This is a genomic window from Gallicola sp. Sow4_E12 (genome assembly GCF_052116305.1).
In the GTDB taxonomy this organism is placed as follows: Bacteria; Bacillota; Clostridia; order Tissierellales; family Peptoniphilaceae; genus JBQKLI01.
Genome location: NZ_JBQKLI010000015.1, coordinates 29,480 through 53,090, shown reverse-complemented (window position 1 = coordinate 53,090; position 23,611 = coordinate 29,480). Strand labels below are relative to the sequence as shown.

Genomic DNA, 23,611 nt, shown 5'->3' with positions numbered 1-23,611 from the left:
CCTTTCAGATATTCTTTTACTACGGTTCGTTTGAGTTCGTAACTATATTTTGCCATGAAAAACCGACCTCCTTTGGCTAGATTCTAGGTCCAACTTTTGGGGGTCGGTTTAATAGAGTGGAGTTTGTGGTGGAAAATGAAGAATACATTCATTTTCTTCTTAATATAAGAAGTAGTTCTTATTTATTCGGTTAGTAAAATAAGTATCGATTGTTTTTTATTATCAAAAGAAACATGCCTCATGTTTCTTCCATAACTTCACTCTCTACTCTTCACTCTATCACTCTTTTTTTAAAGCTCTTTGCAAAAAAAGCAGTTCTCATAAACGAGAACTGCTTTTTAAAATTATTGTTTTTGTTTACTATCCGTTATATCTTTCTTCGGCTACATCCCAGTTTACTACTTTCCACCAAGCTTTTAAATAATCTGGACGCTTGTTTTGATAGCGAAGATAATACGCATGTTCCCAGACATCGTTTCCGATAATTACATTATAACCGTCGCTGATTGGACTGTCTTGATTCGGATTTCCTACAATTTCTATTTTCCCGTCTTTCTCAACAAGATTAACCCATCCGGAACCGAACTGTCCAGCACCTTTTTCTTCGAACTCTTCTTTAAAAGCATCAAAGCTTCCATACTGTTCTTCAATTGCTTTTTTAAGATTACCTACAGGTTCTTTTGAGCCTCCCGGAGTCATTGTTTCCCAGAATAAGTTGTGGTTATAATGGCCTCCGCCGTTATTTCTAACAGCCGTTCTAATATCGTCAGGTATAGAATCTAAGTTTTTAAGCAGTTCTTCTACTGATTTTCCTGCCCACTCTGTTCCTTCTACCGCCTTGTTTAATTTATCTACATATGCCTGATGATGTTTATCATGATGAATCTTCATCGTTTCCTCATCAATCACTTCTTCTAAAGCATCGTAATTATATTTTAATGGATCTAATTTATAAGTCATAATATCCTCCTATAAGGCAAATTCATTTATTAAATCATCTTTATTGATAATTGTTCTCAATTTATATTTACCCATATCTCTGCAATTAAACAATTTTTCTCTACAGAAAAACAAAAACTCTCAAATTTCCCCTGAAGAAAAAACAATCCTTTGTTCTTCTATGAACTTCCTGCTTTTAAAACCTCATTATACACACATTTACATAACGTACAGCTGAAATATTTATTCTCCTCTTATGTTTTACATTTCCTTCATATTTTCCATTTTTTTATTTATCTCTGTCTTCATCTCAAACTGTTTTTTATTACAACTAACTTACACCCTTTATTGGCTATAGGTTTTATTGTTACAAAAAGATTGTTATGTTATAATCTAATCAATTACAAGGAGGAGGATACATATGAAATTAAAGAAGCTAATTATGATGTTAGCCTTGGCTATTGTTTTAACAGCCTGCGCTAACCAAAACAGCGGAGACGAGACTGAAGCTCCTGCTACAGAGACAACCGAAGCCCCTGCAACAGAAGAAACAACTCAGCCTGAAACGACAGAAAAAGAGCCTGCAGCAACAACTGTAGAAGCCCCAGAATTCGAAGGAACAGCTATCGAATTGCGTCGTGGATATGCAGCCCCTCATGGCGAACAAGCTTTTTCATCTATCGGTGTAGTCTTAGAAGGCGACAAAATACTAGATGCCTCTATCGATGAATATCAGTTTGGAGATCCAAATGAAATGGATGCAGTACCGAATTCCGACAAAGATTTTGGACAAGGTTATGCAGATGGAGTTGTACTTTACTCAAAATTGGACAACGATGACGATTATAGCGCTCGGATGACTGAATCAGGAAAAGCGACTCGATCTCTATCAGATAATTACGAAGCTATAGAAGATTTTGTAAAAAACAAAACTATCGGCGAAGTAAAAGCTACTGTCGAAGCATCTGAAGCAGGAAAACCTGTAGATGCAGTAAGCGGTGCAACTTTAGTCGATACTGTAGGCTATCTGGAAGCTATTATCGATACTGCCGAAAATGGATTTATCTCCCAAGGAGCTTATGATCCAAACAATTCTGAATCCGTGGAATTAGAACGAGAATTATCAGCGCCTCACGGAACAAGAAGTTTTGCAGATATCTTCGTAGCAGAACAAGGGGATACCATAGTTGCTGCTTCCATCGACGAGTTCCAATTTATGGAAGGCGAACCCGTTCCGAACAGCGACAAAAAATTTGGAGAAGGCTTTGCTGATGCAAAGACCCCTCTTATTTCAAAACTTCAAAACGATGCCGCTTATAGTACGGTTATGAAAAACAGCGGAAATGCTACAAAAACTTTAGGTGAAGGCTATAAAGCAATTGAGCACTTCGTTGTAGGAAAAACAGAGGAAGAAATTATGGAAGTTGTTAATGCAAGCACACCTGGGGAAACAGTAGATGCTGTATCAAGCTCTACCTTAGTTGATACTTCCAACTATCTTAAATCCATCGCAGAAGTAGACTAAATAAATTAAGAATCGGCTGTAACAGCCGATTTTTTTTATCCAAAAATTTGGGTATATATAGAGTGATATTTAAAATAAGGAGGGTAATTATGAAAAGATTTCAAGGCAAAGTAGTTATTGTAACCGGCGCTTCCGCAGGGCTTGGACAGGGAGCCTGTCTAAGACTCGCAGAAGAAGGGGCAAACCTTGTTTTAGTTGCAACCAATGAAGAAAAACTAAAACACACTGAAGATTTGATTAAAGATATTAATCCAAAAGCTCAGACGCTTATCGTAAAAGCAGATGTAGGAAAAGAGGAAGAAGTTAAGAATTACGTAGATAAAACCATGGAAAAATTCGGACGTATCGATGGATTTTTCAACAATGCAGGAATTGAAGGAAAACAAAATCTTACGGAAAACTACACTGCAGAAGAATTCCAAAGAGTTGTAGATATCAACTTGAACGGTGTTTTCTACGGTATGAAATATGTACTAAAAGTCATGCATGAGCAGGGAGAAGGTGCAATTGTAAACAGTGCTTCTGTCGGCGGTATCCGAGGAGTAGGAAATCAGTCCGGCTATTCGGCTACAAAACATGGTGTTGTTGGTCTTACTAGAAACTCAGCTGTGGAATATGGACAATACGGCATCAATATCAACGCCATCGCTCCAGGAGCGATTATGACGGATATGGTTGAGGGGTCTCTTCGACAAATGGGCGGAGACGACTGGGAAGCTGTTGGAAAAGAATTCGTAAAACCAAATCCAATGCAGCGCTTTGGTAAAGTAGAAGAAGTTGCTGGTGTTGTGGCATTTTTATTATCTAAAGATGCAGGCTTCATAAACGGCCAAGTCCTTCCAATAGACGGGGGACAATCCTACAAATACTAAATACTCTTTACGGAACAAACTTCACAAAACCGCTTAAAAAACACCTCCTGAAACTTCAGGAGGTGTTTTCCTTTTTATGCAAAAAAACTATTTATCCGGTTTTAAATGGATAACTACAAGCTCCGGCGGATTAAAAATTCTCGGCACTGGATATTTTTGTCTAATCTTATATGTTTTTCGGTTTAAGCCTCTTCCGATAATCAGCTTAGATCCTTCCAAATCATACTCTCCCCCGGAATACTTTGGAAAGAACCTTTCTTCTCTAGAAAACAAACCGTCCACAAGGAAAGGGATGCGGACCTGCCCTCCATGATTATGCCCTGCAAGAATCAAATCATAATGATATTCTCGAAATAAATCGATATTTTTCGGCTGATGGGTTAAAAGAATGGAAAAGGCCTCTTCTCTTCTTTGTTCCGCTGCATTCTTTAACTGTTCTTTATACCGGGACTCTCCTACTAAATTATCGTCCGTACCGCTAAGATCGATTTTCGTATTTTTTATCTCTAATGCAAGAGTTTCCCCTTCCAAAACATGAATCCCCTTCTCTCGGACCATTTCTTTGATTTCTTTTACTCTTCCCGTATTAAACTCATGATTTCCGGAAACAAAATAAGTTTTATATTTTCCTTTCAGCTGATCCAAAAGTTCTACTGCTTTATGGCTCGGCTCCATATCGTCAAAGATATCTCCCCCCAATAATACGAGATCCGGTTCTTCTCTTTCCAGTTTTTCTATTACTTTTCTTTGATTTTCTCCAAAATCTGTACTATGAAGATCTGAAATATATACAATCTTGATATCTTCTTGTATTCTTGAGTTTTCAATATCATAATGTACTGTGTTAATTCTCCTATCAAAAACTTTTAAAAATAAAAAAACTACAAAAAGAATGAGAATTACAAGTATAATGATTCCTTTTCTGCTTTTACCCATTTCCTTCAACTCCTTGCTGCAAGGGATAGTATTTCCGCTAGTGTCCTTATTCTATCCTATAAATATAGTAAAATTGTGTATTAGGCTAAACTTTAAAACCCTTCGATCTAGAAACAGCATTATCACTCAAGAAGCTGTCTTCAATTTTTCCGATACTATTTTGTCTTAATTCAAGATTATAAAGATTTCATTTTGTTTATTTAATCTTTACGAAATACTCCTCATTACTTCAAATTCTTATCCTATACTTCTTTTGTAAGACAAACCAAAACTTTGGAGGAGATAAAATGAAGAAAAATGTATTAAAGAAAGTATCTGCCGGACTCTTAGCCGCTGCAATTATCACTGGAAGTTTTCCAGCTAACGTATTCGCTGAAAAGGGCAGCTATGAATTAGACTACATAATCAACAATCCCTACGAAACAGTAGACTGGAAAAACCAGCATCAATATAAAGCTGATTTCCATGCCCATTCCAAAAATTCCGACGGCGGAAACTATACCTATGAAATGGTAGAAGACCATTATAAAAAAGGTTATGATATTTTAGCCATGACCGATCATAACTACACCACTAAAGGTTGGGAAAATGCAGGAGAAGGTTCCGTATCTCCTGAAAGAAAAGCCGAAATCGAATCCGGTGCTGGAAGAAACGGACGAGGCATGCTCGACTTTTCCTATTCCAATGAGCAGTCTAGAACCGATCATATCAACACCTTCCTAACGGATTGGAACAATTCCTCTCCCGCATCTATGGAAAACACTTTAAGAGAAATCGAAGAAAGAGGCGGCATCTCTCATATCAATCATATGGGAAGATATACAGGCTATAAAACCTCTGACCCAGCCAACGATCCTTCTCAAATCTCAAAATATGTTAACCTTCTAGATACGTTTCGTTCTTGTGTAGGCGTTGAAATCATCAACAAAATCGATAACGAATCCCGTTACGATCGTATCCTTTGGGATAATATTCTTCAAAAAACCCTTCCAGAAGGAAGACAAGTATGGGGATTCGCCAATGACGATACCCATAGTTTAAATGCAACAGGATATTCTTTTAATATGATGCTTATGCCTGAATTATCTATCGACGCAACAAGAAACGCTATGGAAAAGGGAACCTTCTATTCTGTTTCAAGAGTTTCCAGAGTAGACGGAATTAATTCAACCCTTCCAAATGGAAACCCGATGCCTGGAAGCGGAAACAGCTCTACAACATATCTTTTAGATCAGGCAACTCCTTCGATCAGCAATATCTCTGTTGACCAAAAAGAAAACAGCCTGTCTGTTGAAGGAAAGGACTATACTACTGTAGAATGGATTGCTGACGGCAAAGTAATCGCTACTGGAAATACAATTGACTTAAACGATTATGAAGACCAAGTCAACTCTTATGTTCGAGCTCAATTAAAAAGCGAAACAGGAATAGCTTTTACACAGCCTTTCTCTTTGACAATCCAAGAACCGGAAGAAATCGATGTGAAACAGATCGAATCGAAAAAGAATCAAGCAAATATAAACTTCGATATCCTCTCTCCAAACGGAAAAGGATACGCAGTATTTCTTTCTGAAACTGGAGAAACAGGCTCTTTTGAAAAATACAATAACGTAAACTACAATCGAAAAGGCGCCCACATCAAGGGACTGGCAAAAGGAAAAACCTACTATGTTTATATCGCTTTTGTAGAAGATAATGCAATCACAGAAAAAACAGATATTGTATCTTTTACTACAGGAAGATAATTCATAAAAAACTTCAGAAGAACTGAATACAATTTTGTTAATCCTGCTCAAGCTTTCTATAACAAAATAGAGAAACTCCCTTTGAATGGGGTTTACTCCTGATAAAATATAAAAAGACAGAGAAAAGATATGATTTTCTCTGTCTTTTTAATCTAAAACCAGATTATCCAGTTTTTTATATAAAATTATCCCCTACGAATCAAATAATCATAAGCACCTAAAGCAGCAGTAGCGCCTGTTCCCATAGAAATGACGATCTGCTTATAGGCAGCTGTTGTACAATCTCCTGCAGCATAGATCCCCTCTTCGCTGGTTTTTCCGCTGCCGTCGATTATAATTTCTCCTCTTTCATTAAGATCAACGATTCCTTGCAGCCATTCCGTGTCGGGAATGAGTCCGATTTGGATAAAGACTCCATCTACATCGAAAGATTTCTCTTCTCCTGTGACTCTGTCTTTATAATGAAGACCTCGTATTACCGTGTCTCCTGCAAGTTCTGTAGTCTCGGCATTTTTGATAACTTCCACATTTTCCAGTTCTTTTAACCGTTCTTGAAGGACATTATCTGCTTTTAAATGCTCTGAAAACTGCATTACCGTTACATGGTTTGCGATACCCGCTAAGTCGATAGCGGCTTCGACCCCAGAGTTTCCTCCGCCGATTACGGCTATATCTTTTCCTTTAAACAGAGGTCCGTCGCAATGAGCACAATAAGCTACCCCTTTTCCTCGATACTTATCTTCCCCAGGAACACCTATTTGTCTCCAGCGGGCTCCTGTAGCAACTACAACTGTTTTAGAATGAAGAACAGCTCCGCTTTCTAAAACAACCTTCCAGTCTTTTCCATCCTTCTCTAAACCTGAAACCATTTGGTTTTCTATAATCTCAATAGGATACTGTTCTACATGGTTGCGAACTTCCGCCATAAGCTTCGGTCCTTCTGTGTAAGGAATTCCTATCATATTTTCAATTCCCAAGGTTTCATTTACCTGTCCGCCGAATTCCTTACAGACAATTCCAGTACGGATTCCTTTTCTTGCAGCATAGATCGCAGAGCTTGCCCCTGCCGGTCCGCCGCCCACAACGAGAAGATCAAAAGGTTCAATCTCATTCAAAGCACTGGAATCTTTCGGCTGAGCTACTAAATCTAAAAGCTGATCTAGATTCTGGCGTCCACTTGTAAACTCTTCCCCATTTAAAAACACAGTAGGAACAGCCATGATTCCTTTTTCTTCTACAAGATCTTGGAACATGCCCCCTTCTACCATGGTGTGAGATATATTTTCGTTTAGTACCGCCATAATATTAAATCCCTGAACTACATCAGGACAGTTTGTACAGCTGAGACTGGCAAAGGTCATAAAATCTAATTTCTTAGAAATCCCTTTGATTCTTTCCGCCTGTTCTTCCGTAATTTTTGGAGCACGACCTCCCACTTGCAAAAGTGCAAGGACAAAGGAAGTAAATTCATGTCCCAAAGGTACCCCTGCGAAAACAATTCCGCTTTCAAAATCATCCCGGTCGATGGCAAAGCTTGGCTTTAACGGAAGATTCTTCTCTTCTAAAGAGATTTTATCCGTCATATCCGCAATTTCAGTCAAGAAAGATGAGAGCTCTTTCGATCTCTCATCTTCTCCTAAGCTCATGCCGAAAACAACCGGTTTTGCCAATAACCCAAGGTATTGTTCTAATTGTTGTTTTGTTTCTTGAGCTAACATATTTTCACCTAAATCTTTCCTACTAAATCAAGACCTGGAGTTAATGTGTCTCCGCCTTCTTTCCATTTTGCAGGACATACTTCTCCTGGATTTTTACGAATATATTGTGCTGCTTTAATTTTATCTGCTAAAATGCTGGCATCTCTTCCTACACCATCTGCACTGATTTCAACAGATTGAACGATACCGTCTGGATCAATAATAAACGTACCTCTTTGAGATAATCCAGCTTCCTCGTCTAAAACGTCAAAATTTCTAGATAGCAGCTGATTTGGATCTGCTAGCATATAGTATTCAATTTTCTTAATAGCGTCTGAAGTATCATGCCATGCTTTGTGAACAAAATGAGTATCTGTTGATACAGAGTACACTTCAGCTCCAAGACCTTTTAGGGTTTCATATTCTGCCTGAAGATCTTCCAATTCTGTTGGACAAACAAAACTAAAATCTGCCGGGTAAAATACTAGTACGCTCCACTTTCCTAATAAATCTTGATCAGTAACTTCTACAAAATCTTCGTTATAAAATGCTTGTACTTTAAATTCTTCAATTTTTTTGCCTACTAATGATATTCTAATTCTCCTTTAAGTTCTATTATTTTTCCGATTTCTTTCCTACAGTGTTTATTATACCCACGCATAACGACTTTAAACTTAATTTCATCTAATATTGATTCTAATTATCATTTCAATATATTTTTTATAAAATCCGATTTTTATTATATTATTTTTTCTTTATCTTCTGCTGCAATTATTCTTCTATTCAAAAAAACACGCACCATGTTTCTTCCACAACTCCCCTCTTGAATCCCTCTTTAAGTCAAGTAGCATTTTGCTTTGGCAACAGTCCAACAGATCGCTCTTAGCCACATGAAAACTCCTTGATTTGGAGAATGACCTGCACCAACCTGCTAAAGTTTAATAAAAACCTAAATTAGGTCTAGCTCATGCCACTCCTTTCCTAATCACGATACTTTCTCGTGATTCGCTAGAAAGGATCGCCCACACTTCTTTTATCTTTTAATCCTCTTTAGGATCTTATATAATGAATTTAACTATAGAAACGAGGTATATTATGGAATTTATTGAATTTGCAGTGTCCAATGGGGAACGTCTTTCCATTCCTGCTGCTATGCTGACACGCCATGGTATTATTGCCGGCGCCACAGGCACAGGAAAACCATCACCTTAAAAGTTTTAGCCGAAGAGCTTTCTTCAAAAGGAATACCTGTTTTTCTTTCCGATGTAAAAGGAGATCTTTCTAATTTTGCATCCCCTGGAGAAAATACAGCCCCAGTCCAAAAACAGCTGGCGAAAATCGGCGAAGAAGAGTGGAATTTCGAACATTATCCCGTAGAATTTTTTGATCTCTATGGAGAAGAGGGAACAAAAATCCGAGCAACGATCAGCGAAATGGGTCCCCTGCATCTCGCCCGGCTTTTAGGTTTAAACGACATCCAAACAGGGATTCTGCAGATTGTTTTTCGTTTTGCAGATGATAAAAATCTGTTGATGCTGGATTTAAAGGATTTGCGGGCGGTGATTCATCTTGTATCGGAATACTCCTCGCAGCTTTCAAAAACTTACGGCAATATTTCAAAACAGTCTATTAACGCTATCCTTCGTTCTTTGATTTCTTTAGAAGATCAAGGAGGAAATTTCTTTTTCGGCGAACCGGATTTTAAGATTGAAGACTTTTTAAGAACAGATTCCAACGGTTATGGAATAATTAATATCCTGTCTTCTAAAAAGCTCCTTTTAAATCCCAAGCTGTACACAACCTTTCTTTTCTGGCTGTTAAGCGAACTTTACGAAACACTGCCGGAAGCAGGAGATGTGGAAAAGCCGAAACTGGTATTCTTTTTCGATGAGGCTCATCTTCTCTTTACAAAAGATGCTGAGATTCTAAGGGAAAAAATGGAGCTGATCGTCCGTTTGATCCGCTCTAAAGGAGTGGGCATATTTTTTATCACACAGAATCCTTCCGATATCCCAGATTCTATTTCTTCACAGCTGGGAAACAGGATACAGCATGGTCTTCGCGCCTACAGTCCTAAAGAGCTTAAAACTATAAAAAAGATTTCGGAAACCTTTAGAAATGATGGAAGCCTCAACGTGGAAGAGACGATAACAAATTTATCTGTAGGAGAAGCAGTTCTATCTCATCTGACAGAAGACGGTACGCCTTCCTTTGCAAAAAAAGCGGTGATTTATCCGCCGAAAAGTGCTATGGGAAGTCTGGATCCCCAACTGCTGCAGTCTTATGTACAAAAATCTCCACTATACGAAAAATATGCTGCAGATATAGATTCTTTTTCCGCTTTTGAAGCTCTCGAGCAAAAAGAATCTGCCAAAGAAGACTCACCTTCAGAAAAAGAAGCTCCCCACGGCTTAGGTTCCATATTGGAAGGGATCTTTTCGGAACAAAAACGAGGCCGACGGTCTAAATCTATGGGCCTTGAGCGGGTCATAGGAAGCGCTCTCTCAAGTTTTGGAAGAGAATTAGGACGAGAAATGGCACGAGGCGTGTTTGGTAACAAAAAAAGATAAATGAATTCAAAAAAGGAAGCGGGGAACATATTCTTTCCCGCCTCCTTTTTTATTCTATAAAAGGCAGCCATTCTCTTTTCAGAGCTTACGATAACGTCTGCTCCACTAAAACCTCTGCTGGCTCTTTTTCTTTTAGTTTATGTATAATAATTTCCATAATCGGTGCTGTTACAATAATACTTCCAATGGTACCCGCTCCCCAAGAAGCCCCCATGAAAACTCCTGATACCATCATTAAAATATCAAGCCCCCATCGGCAGTAAGAAAATTTAATATGGCATTTCTCTGCAAATATAACCGACATCGCATCCATAGTGCCTGTGCCGTAAAATTGTCCGACATAATATCCTAGTCCGATCGCTGTTAACACACATCCGATCACAAGTATAATGCTTTTTATCGTCATATTCATTTCAGCAATACCAAAAGGCGATAGAAGGATAACACCCGCCTCTATAAAATAGCCGAAGAAAAAAGTGATCAAAACAGTTTCTACTCCAATCAATTTTCGATCAAAAAACAACAGCATCAAAATAAAAATCATATTAATAATAATCCCGGATACTCCATAGTTAAGGTTAAAAAAGACAGATAATCCTTCTATCATAGTGGCAGAAGGATTGCTTCCCCATCCCAACTCATATAATATTGCCGTCCCTATCCCTGCCAATAAAATTCCCAGCATTACCTTTATCGTCTTTGCAATTTCTTTTCTAAAACTCATGTTCCATCTCCTCTATATTATTTATTTTCAACTTTTCTATTATAGACGAAACTTCATAATATTGCACCACTATATCTTATATGTTTACTATATGTTTTATTTATATTTAACTTTTATATATCCTCTTAGTCAAAGTTTTATCCTGCAAAAAAACCCGCTTTGGCGGGTTTAGTTTAGACTTTCTGCTTGTTCTTTTTTCTTAATTCGATCAATAATCCATTCCATAATCGGTGCTGTTACCAGAATGGTTCCTATAGTTCCAATCCCCCAAGAAGCCCCCATCAAAACGCCTAAAACCATCATAAGAATATCAAGCCCCCAGCGGCAGAAGGAAAATTTAATATGGCATCTTTGATGAAGGATAACCGACATAGCATCCATTGCTCCGGCTCCGAAAAACTGCCCTACATAATATCCTAAGCCTATTGCTGTTAAAAGACAGCCGACAACTAAAACAACGGCTTTTAAAACAATTCCCATTTCCGGCACGCTTAAGGGCGATATAATAAATGCGCCGATATCGATAAAATAGCCGAAAAAGAAAGTTGTAAGAACTGTCCCTACACCGATAAGTTTCCGATCCAAGATAAAGAGCAGTATCAAAAAAACGATATTAATCGCAATCCCAGCCAATCCATAACTCAAATTAAAAAAGATGGATGTTCCTTCAATCATCGTGGCGGAAGGATTGCTTCCCCACCCCAGTTCATATAAAAATGCCGTTCCAATCCCTGCAATAAAAAGACCTAATAATACCTTTAATGTTTTTGTAATCATTCGCTTCCAGTTCATATTCCATCCCCTGTCTTTCTAATTATTGTCCTCTCTATTATATAGGAAAAAGGGAAATTGTATAGCTGGAAAGGGCTAAACTAATATTTTTTCTAGATGAAAGTCCTCCCTCTGTTATTTTTATAAAATTATCTCAATAAAAAAGGGATAGTCAGACTATCCCTTTTGTCCTGCATTTAAAATTCTAGTTTATCTAAGGCAACTTTTCCTTTTTCATCATAATGCACTCTTTGGATCTCTACTAGATGAGGAACATTGTCAATTTTTCGGCATTCTAACAGCCAGACATTTTTATCCTTGTTTCCAGTTGCTTTTAAAGCCTTTTTCATAATTTTAAGCATAGAATATGGATGTTCCGGCTCTTTAATTGTAACAAGAGAAGGCTTTGCTTCCACAGATTTTTGTACATATTCTTCAAAATTCTCAACAGCAAGTCCCGGCAATAATAGATAGTCTGCATCGTCTGTAATATCTTCCAGCTCTTTGATCTTTTTTGTGTTGAATCCTTTTGTCATAGCCATCAAAGTGGCTAATAAAGGTCGTACAGCAGCGGATCTGTGTCCGGATGCAATAACGGAATCTTTGGCATCAACGGCTTTTTGGATCACCTCAGCCTGCTCTTGAGTCATAAACTCTGAATCAACTTGCTTTTGTAACATTGGGTTCATAGTATCCTCCTTAAGGATGTTTTTTATTTTTAAGACTTTCCTATCTTTGACCTCTTCTCCAAAAATAGTTTGAAAGCTTTACCAGCTCTAATTATTTCTTCCATAGCGGTTCGAACTTCAAAATTAATTGTGGAACAAGTTTGTTAAGATTTCTTCAAAAGAGATGAAAAAATTTTCAACTTCCACTAGATAATACTCTGCATTTTCTTCTTCCAATCTCCCTTCATCCCTTAAAAACCTATCTTTTCAAAAGAAAGGGAGAATATTGTGTTAATTTATTGTCATTTTAAAAATTGATAAAAACTTGTGAGACCATTATACCGCAGAAATATTATAGGTCAAGTTGTTAACTTTTGCATATCCACTAAAACTCTTATCTCAAAAAAGCAAAAGCCTGAGCTTCTCGAAAAACATCAGGCTTTTGCTTCAGCATATTTTTATATTTATTTTAATCTTTTCCTTCCAGTAAAACAACGACTAGTTCCGGCGGATTATATAGCCGAAAAAGCACTCCTGTCCATTTCGCCAAACCACGTCCTACGATTAAATTCGAATTTTCTATTTGGTACTTTCCGCCCATATACTTTCTTTCACTGGAAAGAAAGCCGTTGCTGATCTTCGGAATTCTCCAGATACCTCCATGGGTATGCCCTGACAATACGAGATCGTAGCCTTTTCCGGCATAATAATCGAAATACTCGGGGCGGTGGCTTAAAAGAATAGAGTACGCTTCTTCTCGTCTTGTTTCTTCCGCCTTTTCAAACTGCTGATAAAAACCTTCATATCCCGCATCCTCATCATCGATACCGCTTATATCAACGCCGAGATTCTCTCTTATCAAGGGCACAGTCTCCCCTGCTAAAACATGAATCCCATAACTTTTTACTACTTCTTTTATTTCATCCGTATTTTCTAGGCGAAACTCATGATTTCCCGTAACAAAATAGGTTTCGTAATTTCCTTTCAGCCCTTCTAGAAGTTCTAATACATTCTCATAAGGTTTCTTATCATCGAAAATATCGCCTCCTAAAAAGACTGCATCCGGATGTTCTTCTTCTAGGGCTTTCAAGAGTTTCTCCTGCTTCTCTCCATAGTCTTCGCTGTGATAGTCCGAAATAAAAGCAATTTTCATATTTCCCTTTATTCTTTCATCTTGTATTTGATACTGCACCACATTCAGATGATTATTAATTCCTAGAAGAATAAAAAAAAAAGGCAGCCGCTGCCCCTATCAGCAGCTTAAATATTATCTTTTTGTTCATGTTCCCTCCTTTTCTCTCTTTATCCTTAACAGCTTCTTGAAATTTTTTCAGCAGAAACTTCTTAAGCTTTTTCATCCTCATTATTCTTATTGATTTCATCTCTGTCTTTCTTCTAATGTACCATTTCTGCCGATAATAATATAGCTTTTTTCTAGGATTTCATTTTAATCCTTTCTATTCTCTGTTATCTCATCTATGCAGCTTCTTTCTCCAACAAAAAAACCTGTTTTGCATTTTCACAAAACAGGTTTTTAATACTTTTTTATTCATATTTGTAATCGTATTTGATCTCTCCCAATTCCTTGCATCTATCATAATCCTTAGATGTATTTCGAACATACTTCATAAGAACAAGAAGACCGATCAAGTTTGGTAATACCATAATAGAGTTTGTCATATCTGCTATAGACCATACTAAACCGATATCGGTAAATAATGATCCCAAAATGATAAAGATGATTACAATGGCTCTATATGGAAGAAGGCCTTTGTCGCCGAAAAGATACTTCACATTGGTTTCGCCAAAGTAATACCAGCCGACCACTGTTGTAAAGGCAAAGAATGTTAAACAAACAGATAAAGCCATTCTGCCGAAAGTACCAAAGGCAATAGAAAAAGCTTCTTGAGTTACTAAGGCTCCATTAAGACCAGGGATTTCATTTGCACCAGTTAATATTACTACTAATGCAGTCGCTGTACAAACAAGGCCTGTATCGATAAATACGCCGACCATAGCAGTTAACCCCTGCTCTGCAGGATGATCAACATTCGCTGTCGCATGGGCTTGAGGTGTAGAACCCATACCGGCTTCGTTTGAGAATAGACCTCTTGCAACACCATAACGCATCGCTTGTTTCATAACCGTTCCCGCTGCACCGCCGGCTACCGCTTTCGTACTGAAAGCTTCCGAGAAAATCAATGAGATCGTTGGTATAATCTGATCGTTGAACTTAACCATTACTACGATAGCAAGACCGATATAAGCCGCTGCCATTATCGGAACTACCATCTCTGCGAAAGATGCAATTCTTGAAATTCCGCCGATAAACACTAATGCTGCGAGGATTGCCACTGCAATTCCTACCGCTATAGAAGGTACTCCAAACGCTGCATTTACAGATGATGCGATAGAGTTTGACTGAGTCATATTTCCTACAAAACCCAATGCAATGGTAATCGCTATCGCAAAGAAAGCTGCAAGGAATTTCGCCAAACCTTTGTGTTTAAAACCATTGCTGATATAGTAGGCAGGTCCTCCGACTAAATTTCCGTCTTCATCTTTTGTTCTAAAGATCTGAGCTAGAATCGCCTCTGAAAATATTGTGCCCATTCCGAAGAATGCGGCAAGCCACATCCAGAAAATCGCTCCAGGACCTCCTGATATAATCGCCGTCGCAACTCCGGCAACATTACCTGTTCCAACTTGCGCTGCAATTGCTACTGCTAGTGCTTGAAAAGATGAAATCTCTCCAGCAGCTCTTCTTCTAGCATTCTCTTCTTTGTCAAACACCCTGCCGAAGGTTTGCTTTAATGCTGCCGGAAATCTTCTAATCTGCGGAAAACCCAACATCAAAGTAAAGATTACCCCTACAGCGGGTAAAGCAAATAAAAGAACATAATCCCACATTATACGATTGACAAAATTTACTATACTTATAAACAACTCCATATTGTCCTCCATCTTTGAATATCTACTATTCTATTTTTTTATAATTGCTAAAACGTTTTCAAATTTATATTATACTCCTCCCTTCTATGTAAATTGCAATTATATTCTGTCTCATTATAACCTTTTCCCCCGCGACAGGTTCTCCTTCGCGAAAGTTATATGTAATGGCGGGAGTGCGTGGGAATCGAACCCACCCAAGAGGCTCCTAACCCCTCATGCTGGTTTTGAAGACCAGAGAGCACACCAGCACTCATCCACCCCCAGGATATTCTCTATTCTATCATTCAAAATTTTAGCTGTAAATATTATCTTTTTATTAACATAACGGCAAAGGCAATATCTCCCTATTCTCTAATTTTATTCTTTGTTTTTTAATGCGGGAAGATTTTATTTTCCCGCAAATAAATATGCCTCGAATAATTATATTCGAGGCATATTATGTAAAAACCTAGGAAGTTTTTATGATGTAATATGTTTATATTTTCTAGCTACTTATTACCCCGTTATTATAAAAAAATTCAGCTTTATTTGCAAATATTTTATTTTAAGACATTTCGCTAGAGATAATACACCTTAAAAATTCCTAACCTTTCGCATTGCTTTTTAAAAACAAAACCTCCTCCCTGCTGCAAAATTATATTTCTTATACTGCTATCTGATAAGAACACCCACATTAATTTCTTTGACCGATTCAAGGGATTTTGTATCTCTATAAAAAAACAGCCTTTAAAAAGAATTTTCTTATAAAAAACACATCTGTGATATCGTTTTCATCGTGTTGAATTACAAATACACTCGGTATTTTTTTGAGATTATTTATTTTTTGACATTAATTTTAATACTTTATATCTATTTCGTTGACCTTTTTTCAATGAGATGATACTATGAACTCAGAACATAAGAAATAAATTATAGTGTTTAAAATTGAATACATTTAGGATGAAAGTATCGGGAGATTCGTATAGCGAAACCGAAGGGACAAGGAAATTTTTAGCCAAAAAAATCTCTGAAATTCTCAGGTAAAAGGACTGATACTGGACTACAATCTGAAGAATTCGACAGAGAGATGAGGCGTGCTTATCTTTCTGTTTTTTTATTATAGGGGGTGACAAATGCTGATTATTACAAACAATCCCATGTTCAAAAATTACACTGGCAGATACGAAGTAGAATTTCAAGATATGGATTATATCGGAATTTTGAAAAAGACTAGAGATTATCTTCATTTAGGATACGAATTATTAACCCATCCTCTCTACGGAAGTGTAAAACCCTACGAAACGATCTATCGAACGATCGTGATCCAAAAAGCAAATACTATTTCTTTTACTTCTATCGAGCTGATTGAAGAAGCGATCGAAACAGCAACAAAATTTTACAAGATTAACAAGAATATAAAATGGACCAACGAAATACTGGAGGATTTCCAAGTTGTCGATAAAGATTTAATCGACAATACTCTTGCTAGAATGTGAAATTGTTTTTTTACAGTATTTTGATAATATTTTAACTTAATAAAAGTTGCAGAATTTATTTTTTACCTGTTCATGATAATAATTTAACCTTTATTAAAATATTCATAAATGAACTCGTTATTTACTTATTAAAATAACGGTGTTGTCTTTTCAACAGTTAAACGCTTTCAGACTTTTTTACAGCTTGGCTAAAACTGTCACAAATACAAATAGACTAGGCGCAGAATCATCTTCACCTTCTCTGCAGCTTATCTAAATAAATGAACTAAAACGGAGGTATAGAATGCGATTAGAATTAGGCAAAATTTTTATAAAGGATATTCAATTTGCTGATTCATCGAAAATTGAAGACGGCGTACTTTATGTAAATAAAGAAGAATTATTAGACGCTGTCAGCGGAGACGAGCATATCAAATCCATAGAATTCGATATTGCGAGACCTGGCGAGAGTGTACGTATTACACCTGTCAAAGACGTTGTAGAACCAAGAGTTAAAGTAGAAGGTCCTGGCGAAATATTCCCTGGTGTTATCGGCAAAGTCGATACAGTCGGAGAAGGCAAAACAAACGCCTTAAAAGGAATGGCTGTAGTTACTACCGGTAAAATCGTAGGTTTCCAAGAAGGTATTATCGATATGACTGGAGAAGGCGCCAAATACACACCTTTCTCAAAAACAAACAATCTTGTGATCATCTGTGAACCTGTTGATGATTTAAAACAGCATGATCATGAAAGAGCTGTTCGTTTAGTAGGCTTCAAAGCAGCGACGTATCTAGGAGAATTAGCAAAAGAATTAACTCCAGATGAAACAACTGTTTATGAAACAAAACCCCTTCTTGAACAAATTCATGAGTACCCTGATCTTCCAAAAGTAGCTTATGTATATATGCTTCAAACACAAGGTCTTCTTCATGACACTTATGTATACGGTGTAGACGGAAAACAAATTGTTCCAACGTTCCTATACCCTACAGAGATTATGGACGGAGCGATTGTCAGCGGAAACTGTGTATCAGCTTGCGACAAAAACCCCACTTATGTTCACTTAAACAATGGTGTTATCGAAGATTTATATGCTCGTCATGGTAAAGATTATAACTTCGTAGGAGTTGTTATCACAAACGAAAACGTATATCTAATGGATAAAGAACGATCATCCAACTGGACTGCAAAACTTGTAAGATATCTTGGCGTAGATGCTGTTATCGTCTCTCAAGAAGGTTTCGGAAATCCAGATACCGATCTTATTATGAATACGAAGAAAATCGAAGGAAAAGGAATAAAAACAGTTATTGTAACGGACGAATATGCCGGAAGAGACGGAGCTTCTCAATCCTTAGCCGATGCAGATCCAACAGCAAATGCAGTAGTTACCGGTGGAAATGCAAACCAAGTTATTCAATTGCCAAAATTAGATAAAATCATCGGTCATATCGAAGTCGTCAACACTATTGCCGGCGGAAACGAAGATTCTTTAAAAGATGACGGTACGATCGAAGTCGAAATCCAAGCCATTACTGGAGCTACTAACGAAACCGGCTTCAATTATCTATCCGCAAAAACTTATTAATCAATATTCATAGGAGGAATATCGTGAGTATATTAGAAAACAAAAAAATCATTATAGTAGGAGACAGAGACGGAATCCCTGCACCTGCTATCGAGGAATGTGTTAATACCGTTCCAAATACAGAAGTAGTATTTTCATCTACAGAGTGTTTTGTCTGAACTAGCGCGGGCGCTATGGACTTAGAAAACCAAAAGAGAGTGAAAGAAGCGGCTGAAAAATACAGCCCTGAAAATCTTGTGGTTATTCTTGGTGCATCCGAAGCGGAGTCTGCAGGTCTTGCAGCTGAAACAGTTACAGCAGGCGATCCTACATTTGCCGGTCCTTTAGCAGGAGTGGAATTAGGTCTTGCCGTTTATCACGTAGTAGAAGAAGAAATGAAAGAATTATTTGACGAAGACGTTTACGAAGATCAAATCGGTATGATGGAAATGGTCCTTGACGTAGACGAAATTGCTGAAGAAATCAAAGGCATCCGAGAAGAAAACAGTAAATATTAATAGAAGGAGGAAATTATGAGCGTTTTAGAAAATAAAAAAATCATTATCGTTGGCGATCGTGATGGAATCCCTGCTCCTGCTATTGAGGAATGTGTTAATACCGTTCCAAATACAGAAGTAGTATTTTCATCTACAGAGTGTTTTGTCTGAACTAGCGCGGGCGCTATGGACTTAGAAAACCAAAAGAGAGTGAAAGAAGCGGCTGAAAAATACAGCCCTGAAAATCTTGTGGTTATTCTTGGTGCATCCGAAGCGGAGTCTGCAGGTCTTGCAGCTGAAACAGTTACAGCAGGCGATCCTACATTTGCCGGTCCTTTAGCAGGAGTGGAATTAGGTCTTGCCGTTTATCACGTAGTAGAAGAAGAAATGAAAGAATTATTTGACGAAGACGTTTACGAAGATCAAATCGGTATGATGGAAATGGTCCTTGACGTAGACGAAATTGCTGAAGAAATCAAAGGCATCCGAGAAGAAAACAGTAAATACTAATAGAGAAAGAACATTAGGAGAATAATAATATGGCGAATATAAAAGTCGTGCACTATATAAATCAATTTTTCGCAGGGATTGGCGGCGAAGAAAAAGCCGACATCGAGCCTTTCATTGCAGAAGAACTGCCTCCAGTAAGTAAACAATTAGACACTAAATTAGGAGAAGGTTTTGAAGTTGTCGGCACAGTAGTCTGCGGAGACAGTTATTTCAACGAAAATATGGAAGAAACTACAAAAGAATTAATCAATATGATTAAAAGTTTTGACCCTGACTTGTTCATCGCTGGTCCCTCTTTTAACGCAGGACGTTATGGTGTGGCTGCAGGAAGTATTGCCAAAGCTGTACAAGAAGAATTGGAAATACCTGTTGTTACAGGAATGTATCCTGAAAACCCGGGCGTAGATATGTTCAAAAAAGATCTTTATATCATCGAAACTGCAAACTCTGCATCAGGTATGAGAAAAGCACTTCCAAAAATGGCAGAACTGGCTAGAAAACTTGCCCTTGGGGAAGAAATCTTAGGACCAAAAGAAGAACACTATATCTCAAAAGGCGTACGTGTAAACTATTTCGCTGAAAAACGCGGTTCTGAAAGAGCAGTAGATATGCTGGTTAAAAAAATTACAGGCGAAGATTATGAAACAGAATATCCTATGCCTACATTCGACAGAGTTTCTCCAAGTTTTGCCATCGAAGATATGGCGCACGCTACAATCGCTCTTGTAACTTCTGGAGGAATTGTTCCAAAAGGCAATCCGGATCATATCGAATCTTCTTCTGCTTCTAAGTATGGAGAATATTCTATCGCCGGAGTCGATGATCTTACAGAAGAAACTTTTGAAACAGCTCACGGCGGATTCGACCCAGTATATGCAAACGCAGATCCAGATCGTGTTCTTCCAGTAGATGTATTAAGAGATCTTGAAAAAGAAGGCAAAATCGGAAAATTATACGATAATTTCTATAGTACTGTAGGAAACGGAACAGCAGTTGCCAGTTCGAAACATTTTGCTCACGAAATCGGGCAAAAGTTGGTGAATGACGGAGTAGATGCAGTTATACTCACTTCAACGTGAGGCACCTGTACACGTTGCGGTGCAACAATGGTAAAAGAAATTGAAAGCACAGGACTTCCTGTAGTTCACTTATGTACAATCGCCCCTATCTCTTTAACAGTAGGCGCAAACAGAATCGTACCTACTGTAGCGATTCCACATCCATTAGGAAATCCTGCACTAGATCCAGAAGAAGAAAAAGCTTTGAGAAGAAAATTAGTCGATGAAGCCCTAGTTGCTTTAGAAACTAAGATTCAAGATCAAACAATATTTTAACATTTAGAAAATAACTGTGGATTCTGATTAGCCAGAATCCACAATTATAAAAAATGGAGGTTTTTTATGTCATTCCCTGTTATGAAAAACGCCGGATACGTGCTTGTTCACACACCGGATATGATCGTTCAAAATGGAACAACTTGTTCAACTGAAAGAATCGTAAACCCCGATTCAGACTTCTTAAAAGAAATCGATAAACACATTAGATCTTATGAAGATGTTGTCAACTATTTACCAAACCAAGTATATATTGGAAACGCACGACCTGAAGAATTAAAGAATTATGAAATGCCTTGGTGCAAACAGGAATATAAAGGCGAAAGAAAAGGAAAATTCGGAGAAATTACTCCTCAAGACGAATTTATAGCAGCTATGAAAATCTGTGATTCTTTTGAATTAGTAGAATTAACAGAAGAATTTATAAACGAAATAAAACCTAAAATCGAAAAAAACTATCCTGAATTAGCAGATCGTTTCGCGAAAGTTAAACCTTATGATGTAGAAGGCGACAAACACTTACTAGACGAACACAAAGCAGAAGGGCTTTACCAAGACGGAAAATTAGTGGGTATTGTAAAGCAAGCCCATGATGTCGATGTGAACTTAAATGCTCACACCATCTTTGAAAACCTTGTCGTAAAAGCTTCCGGTGTTTTAGCAGCCATTGCATTACTAAGAACTACCTCTGTTGATAAAGACGAAATAGATTATGTTATAGAATGTTCAGAAGAAGCCTGCGGAGATATGAACCAAAGAGGCGGCGGAAACTTTGCAAAATCCATCGCAGAAATGGTAGATCTTACCAATGCTTCTGGATCCGATACGAGAGGATTCTGTGCGGCGCCTTTACACTCTCTTATCCATGCAGCAGCCCTTGTAAAAGCAGGCGTTTACAAAAACGTATTAGTTGTAGCCGGCGGTGCTACTGCAAAACTTGGCATGAATGCGAAAGACCATGTAAAAAAAGATCTTCCAGTACTTGAAGATGTATTAGGCGCTTTTGCAGTACTTGTATCTGAAAACGACGGTGAAAGCCCAATCATCCGTACCGATATCACAGGAAAGCACAATGTAGGAACAGGATCTTCTCCTCAAGCTGTTATGACTTCCCTTATTACCGACGGACTGGACAAAGCCGGATTAAAAATTACAGATGTAGATACCTATTCTGTTGAAATGCAGAACCCTGATATTACAGTACCTGCAGGAGCTGGAAATGTTCCTGAAGCCAACTATAAAATGATTGCAGCTCTTGCTGTAAAACGCGGCGATATTGAAAAGAAAGAATTAAAAAATCTTATTGATGCAAAGGGAATTCCAGGCTGGGCTCCTACCCAAGGACATATTCCATCCGGAGTGCCTTATGTTGGATTTATGATTGATGACATGACTACAGGCGACAAAAACAGAGCTATGCTTGTTGGAAAAGGAAGCTTATTCTTAGGAAGAATGACAAACTTATTTGACGGTGTTTCCTTAATCTGCGAAAGAAACGATGGAAGCACAGCTGAAGAAGGATCTGGCGTTTCAAAAGAAGAAATCAAGAAAATTATAGGTGAATCTTTAAGAGAATTAGCTGAAAACATGGTTCAAGAATAGAGGTTATAATATGTCAAAAAATATTATTGCAGAAGCCCTATTGGAAATAGCAGATGGTATCGAAAGCGGTTCTTTTGCTAAAAAACCGAAGATCGGTTTGACAATCTCAGGAAGCGAACATGGCGTTGAAAACATGCTGGAAGCAGCATCTTTAGCCAAGTCTCCTCATTATGACATTGTCCTGATAGGCCCAAAAGCAGATACAGAATTTGAACTGGTTGAAGCAGATGATGATGAAGCTGCTCACAAGAAAATGGAAGAATTATTGGATTCCAAGTATCTAGATGCCTGCATTACTATGCACTACAACTTCCCTATCGGCGTTTCGACTATAGGAAGAGTTGTTACCCCAGGTATCGGAAAAGAAATGCTTATCGCTACCACAACAGGCTCAAGCTCTATGAATAGAGTGGAAAGCATGGTAAGAAATACTGTAGCCGGTATTACTGTGGCGAAAGCTTTAGGAAAAGAAAACCCTACTGTTGGAATCTTAAATGTAGACGGTGCCCGACAAGTAGAAAAAGCCCTTAACAACCTGAGGGCCAACGGATATGAATTTGAATATACAGAGTCCAAAAGAAGCGACGGCGGAGCTGTCCTTAGAGGAAACGACGTATTGCAAGGCGTTCCAGATGTCTGTGTAACAGACTCTTTAACTGGAAATATCCTAATGAAAATGTTCTCTGCCTTTACTACCGGCGGAAGCTACGAATCTGTAGGCTATGGTTATGGCCCTGGAATCGGAGAAGGATACAATCGTACTGTCCTAATCATTTCAAGAGCCTCTGGCGCTCCAGTTATTGCCAATGCGATTAAATACGCGTATGATCTTGTTTTAGGAAACATCAAAGACAAAGTTCAAAAAGAATATACAGAAGTAAATTCACATTGCTACGATGCCGTTATTGATTCTTTAAACACAAAAAAACCAGCATCAGAAGAAGCAGCTGAAGCAGAAGCACCTCCCAAAGAAGTCGTAACAGGCTCTATCTCAGGAATTGATATTCTTGATTTAGATGATGCTGTGCAAGCTCTATGGAAAAATAAAATTTATGCTGAAAGCGGCATGGGCTGTACCGGACCTATCGTAATGGTCAGCGAAGCCAATGTACTAAATGCAACAGAAATTCTTGAAAAAGAAGATTTCTTATAAAAATACCCTCTAAAAAAGGCCATATATTAAAAATATAGGCCTTTTTTTATTGCAGCCCATACTAAACTATACCTATAAATTCCTTCCCTTCC

The 23,611-nt window shown here is 37.9% G+C and carries 21 protein-coding genes, 1 tRNA gene and 1 riboswitch; of the genes, 12 read left to right on the top strand and 10 right to left on the bottom strand.

What is annotated here, in order from left to right; genetic code table 11:
• Nucleotides 1–360 precede the first annotated feature (360 nt).
• Complete coding sequence (locus tag ACTQ46_RS08695; protein WP_441749037.1) at nucleotides 361–960, bottom strand: superoxide dismutase; 600 nt, start codon at nucleotides 958–960, stop codon at nucleotides 361–363.
• Between the two features lie 400 nt (nucleotides 961–1,360).
• On the opposite strand from ACTQ46_RS08695, the gene ACTQ46_RS08690 reads away from it, so the two are divergent.
• Together ACTQ46_RS08690 and ACTQ46_RS08685 are read left to right on the top strand one after the other, a co-directional pair.
• Nucleotides 1,361–2,464 carry a peptidoglycan-binding protein gene (locus ACTQ46_RS08690; protein ID WP_441749035.1) on the top strand — a complete coding sequence of 368 codons (1,104 nt, stop codon included), beginning with the start codon at nucleotides 1,361–1,363 and terminating at the stop codon, nucleotides 2,462–2,464.
• Nucleotides 2,465–2,553: 89 nt separating this feature from the next.
• Nucleotides 2,554–3,336, top strand: coding sequence for a glucose 1-dehydrogenase (locus ACTQ46_RS08685; RefSeq protein ID WP_441749034.1), 783 nt, complete (start codon nucleotides 2,554–2,556; stop codon nucleotides 3,334–3,336).
• 87 nt (nucleotides 3,337–3,423) lie between these two features.
• Here the strand turns inward: ACTQ46_RS08685 and ACTQ46_RS08680 are convergent, their stop codons facing one another.
• The gene (locus ACTQ46_RS08680; RefSeq protein WP_441749032.1) at nucleotides 3,424–4,272 is read right to left on the bottom strand and encodes a metallophosphoesterase; all 849 of its coding nucleotides are present in this window, start codon (nucleotides 4,270–4,272) and stop codon (nucleotides 3,424–3,426) included.
• Nucleotides 4,273–4,559: 287 nt separating this feature from the next.
• Here ACTQ46_RS08680 and ACTQ46_RS08675 point away from each other — a divergent pair, with 287 nt between their 5' ends.
• Nucleotides 4,560–6,017, top strand: coding sequence for a hypothetical protein (locus tag ACTQ46_RS08675; protein ID WP_441749030.1), 1,458 nt, complete (start codon nucleotides 4,560–4,562; stop codon nucleotides 6,015–6,017).
• Nucleotides 6,018–6,202: 185 nt separating this feature from the next.
• On the opposite strand, the gene ahpF is transcribed toward ACTQ46_RS08675, so the two are convergent.
• Together ahpF and ahpC are read right to left on the bottom strand one after the other, a co-directional pair.
• On the bottom strand, nucleotides 6,203–7,735 hold the full coding sequence (gene ahpF / locus ACTQ46_RS08670; RefSeq protein WP_441749028.1) for an alkyl hydroperoxide reductase subunit F: 1,533 nt from the start codon (nucleotides 7,733–7,735) through the stop codon (nucleotides 6,203–6,205).
• 8 nt (nucleotides 7,736–7,743) lie between these two features.
• Nucleotides 7,744–8,307, bottom strand: a complete 564-nt coding sequence (ahpC, locus tag ACTQ46_RS08665; RefSeq protein WP_441749041.1) for an alkyl hydroperoxide reductase subunit C — start codon at nucleotides 8,305–8,307, stop codon at nucleotides 7,744–7,746.
• A 472-nt stretch (nucleotides 8,308–8,779) separates the two neighbouring features.
• Here ahpC and ACTQ46_RS08660 point away from each other — a divergent pair, with 472 nt between their 5' ends.
• Together ACTQ46_RS08660 and ACTQ46_RS08655 are read left to right on the top strand one after the other, a co-directional pair.
• Nucleotides 8,780–8,926 (top strand): hypothetical protein, encoded by a 147-nt coding sequence (locus ACTQ46_RS08660; RefSeq protein WP_441749026.1) that lies wholly within the window; start codon nucleotides 8,780–8,782, stop codon nucleotides 8,924–8,926.
• Complete coding sequence (locus ACTQ46_RS08655) at nucleotides 8,917–10,284, top strand: helicase HerA-like domain-containing protein (protein WP_441749039.1); 1,368 nt, start codon at nucleotides 8,917–8,919, stop codon at nucleotides 10,282–10,284. Before ACTQ46_RS08660 ends, ACTQ46_RS08655 begins: the two co-directional genes overlap by 10 nt.
• Before the next feature lie 85 nt (nucleotides 10,285–10,369).
• Here the strand turns inward: ACTQ46_RS08655 and ACTQ46_RS08650 are convergent, their stop codons facing one another.
• The 6 genes from ACTQ46_RS08650 to ACTQ46_RS08625 all read right to left on the bottom strand — a co-directional run bounded on the left by ACTQ46_RS08650 (nucleotide 10,370) and on the right by ACTQ46_RS08625 (nucleotide 15,661).
• Nucleotides 10,370–11,008 carry a YczE/YyaS/YitT family protein gene (locus tag ACTQ46_RS08650; RefSeq protein WP_441749024.1) on the bottom strand — a complete coding sequence of 213 codons (639 nt, stop codon included), beginning with the start codon at nucleotides 11,006–11,008 and terminating at the stop codon, nucleotides 10,370–10,372.
• Nucleotides 11,009–11,176: 168 nt separating this feature from the next.
• Entirely contained in the window at nucleotides 11,177–11,800 is a 624-nt protein-coding gene (locus ACTQ46_RS08645) for a YczE/YyaS/YitT family protein (protein ID WP_441749022.1), read from the bottom strand.
• 176 nt (nucleotides 11,801–11,976) lie between these two features.
• Nucleotides 11,977–12,468, bottom strand: coding sequence for a hypothetical protein (locus ACTQ46_RS08640; RefSeq protein WP_441749020.1), 492 nt, complete (start codon nucleotides 12,466–12,468; stop codon nucleotides 11,977–11,979).
• Nucleotides 12,469–12,916: 448 nt separating this feature from the next.
• Nucleotides 12,917–13,600 carry a metallophosphoesterase gene (locus tag ACTQ46_RS08635; protein ID WP_441749018.1) on the bottom strand — a complete coding sequence of 228 codons (684 nt, stop codon included), beginning with the start codon at nucleotides 13,598–13,600 and terminating at the stop codon, nucleotides 12,917–12,919.
• Between the two features lie 392 nt (nucleotides 13,601–13,992).
• Nucleotides 13,993–15,399, bottom strand: a complete 1,407-nt coding sequence (locus ACTQ46_RS08630; protein WP_441749016.1) for an alanine/glycine:cation symporter family protein — start codon at nucleotides 15,397–15,399, stop codon at nucleotides 13,993–13,995.
• A gap of 165 nt (nucleotides 15,400–15,564) precedes the next feature.
• A tRNA-Sec gene (locus tag ACTQ46_RS08625) sits at nucleotides 15,565–15,661 on the bottom strand.
• Between the two features lie 677 nt (nucleotides 15,662–16,338).
• A riboswitch (glycine riboswitch) is annotated at nucleotides 16,339–16,440 on the top strand.
• Nucleotides 16,441–16,511: 71 nt separating this feature from the next.
• On the opposite strand from ACTQ46_RS08625, the gene ACTQ46_RS08620 reads away from it, so the two are divergent.
• From ACTQ46_RS08620 to grdD, 7 genes are all read left to right on the top strand, one after another.
• The gene (locus tag ACTQ46_RS08620; RefSeq protein WP_441749014.1) at nucleotides 16,512–16,874 is read left to right on the top strand and encodes a GrdX family protein; all 363 of its coding nucleotides are present in this window, start codon (nucleotides 16,512–16,514) and stop codon (nucleotides 16,872–16,874) included.
• 283 nt (nucleotides 16,875–17,157) lie between these two features.
• Complete coding sequence (locus tag ACTQ46_RS08615) at nucleotides 17,158–18,444, top strand: glycine/sarcosine/betaine reductase component B subunit (RefSeq protein WP_441749012.1); 1,287 nt, start codon at nucleotides 17,158–17,160, stop codon at nucleotides 18,442–18,444.
• 23 nt (nucleotides 18,445–18,467) lie between these two features.
• Nucleotides 18,468–18,941, top strand: coding sequence for a glycine/sarcosine/betaine reductase complex selenoprotein A (gene grdA / locus ACTQ46_RS08610; RefSeq protein ID WP_441749010.1), 474 nt, complete (start codon nucleotides 18,468–18,470; stop codon nucleotides 18,939–18,941).
• Between the two features lie 15 nt (nucleotides 18,942–18,956).
• Nucleotides 18,957–19,430, top strand: coding sequence for a glycine/sarcosine/betaine reductase complex selenoprotein A (gene grdA / locus ACTQ46_RS08605; protein ID WP_441749008.1), 474 nt, complete (start codon nucleotides 18,957–18,959; stop codon nucleotides 19,428–19,430).
• Between the two features lie 29 nt (nucleotides 19,431–19,459).
• Nucleotides 19,460–20,764 (top strand): glycine reductase complex selenoprotein B, encoded by a 1,305-nt coding sequence (gene grdB, locus ACTQ46_RS08600; RefSeq protein WP_441749006.1) that lies wholly within the window; start codon nucleotides 19,460–19,462, stop codon nucleotides 20,762–20,764.
• A 66-nt stretch (nucleotides 20,765–20,830) separates the two neighbouring features.
• On the top strand, nucleotides 20,831–22,366 hold the full coding sequence (grdC, locus tag ACTQ46_RS08595) for a glycine/sarcosine/betaine reductase complex component C subunit beta (protein ID WP_441749004.1): 1,536 nt from the start codon (nucleotides 20,831–20,833) through the stop codon (nucleotides 22,364–22,366).
• Between the two features lie 10 nt (nucleotides 22,367–22,376).
• Entirely contained in the window at nucleotides 22,377–23,519 is a 1,143-nt protein-coding gene (gene grdD, locus ACTQ46_RS08590; protein WP_441749003.1) for a glycine/sarcosine/betaine reductase complex component C subunit alpha, read from the top strand.
• Nucleotides 23,520–23,611 lie beyond the last annotated feature (92 nt).

Coding starts and splice junctions, on each gene's coding strand:
- ACTQ46_RS08695 (WP_441749037.1), bottom strand. CDS start 960: ATGACTTATAAATTAGATCCATTAAAATATAATTACGATGCTTTAGAA.
- grdC (WP_441749004.1), top strand. CDS start 20,831: ATGTCATTCCCTGTTATGAAAAACGCCGGATACGTGCTTGTTCACACA.
- ACTQ46_RS08630 (WP_441749016.1), bottom strand. CDS start 15,399: ATGGAGTTGTTTATAAGTATAGTAAATTTTGTCAATCGTATAATGTGG.
- ACTQ46_RS08660 (WP_441749026.1), top strand. CDS start 8,780: ATGAATTTAACTATAGAAACGAGGTATATTATGGAATTTATTGAATTT.
- grdD (WP_441749003.1), top strand. CDS start 22,377: ATGTCAAAAAATATTATTGCAGAAGCCCTATTGGAAATAGCAGATGGT.
- ACTQ46_RS08675 (WP_441749030.1), top strand. CDS start 4,560: ATGAAGAAAAATGTATTAAAGAAAGTATCTGCCGGACTCTTAGCCGCT.
- ACTQ46_RS08650 (WP_441749024.1), bottom strand. CDS start 11,008: ATGAGTTTTAGAAAAGAAATTGCAAAGACGATAAAGGTAATGCTGGGA.
- ACTQ46_RS08685 (WP_441749034.1), top strand. CDS start 2,554: ATGAAAAGATTTCAAGGCAAAGTAGTTATTGTAACCGGCGCTTCCGCA.
- ACTQ46_RS08690 (WP_441749035.1), top strand. CDS start 1,361: ATGAAATTAAAGAAGCTAATTATGATGTTAGCCTTGGCTATTGTTTTA.
- ACTQ46_RS08640 (WP_441749020.1), bottom strand. CDS start 12,468: ATGAACCCAATGTTACAAAAGCAAGTTGATTCAGAGTTTATGACTCAA.
- ahpF (WP_441749028.1), bottom strand. CDS start 7,735: ATGTTAGCTCAAGAAACAAAACAACAATTAGAACAATACCTTGGGTTA.
- ACTQ46_RS08680 (WP_441749032.1), bottom strand. CDS start 4,272: ATGGGTAAAAGCAGAAAAGGAATCATTATACTTGTAATTCTCATTCTT.
- ACTQ46_RS08620 (WP_441749014.1), top strand. CDS start 16,512: ATGCTGATTATTACAAACAATCCCATGTTCAAAAATTACACTGGCAGA.
- ACTQ46_RS08615 (WP_441749012.1), top strand. CDS start 17,158: ATGCGATTAGAATTAGGCAAAATTTTTATAAAGGATATTCAATTTGCT.
- ACTQ46_RS08635 (WP_441749018.1), bottom strand. CDS start 13,600: ATGAAAATTGCTTTTATTTCGGACTATCACAGCGAAGACTATGGAGAG.
- ACTQ46_RS08645 (WP_441749022.1), bottom strand. CDS start 11,800: ATGAACTGGAAGCGAATGATTACAAAAACATTAAAGGTATTATTAGGT.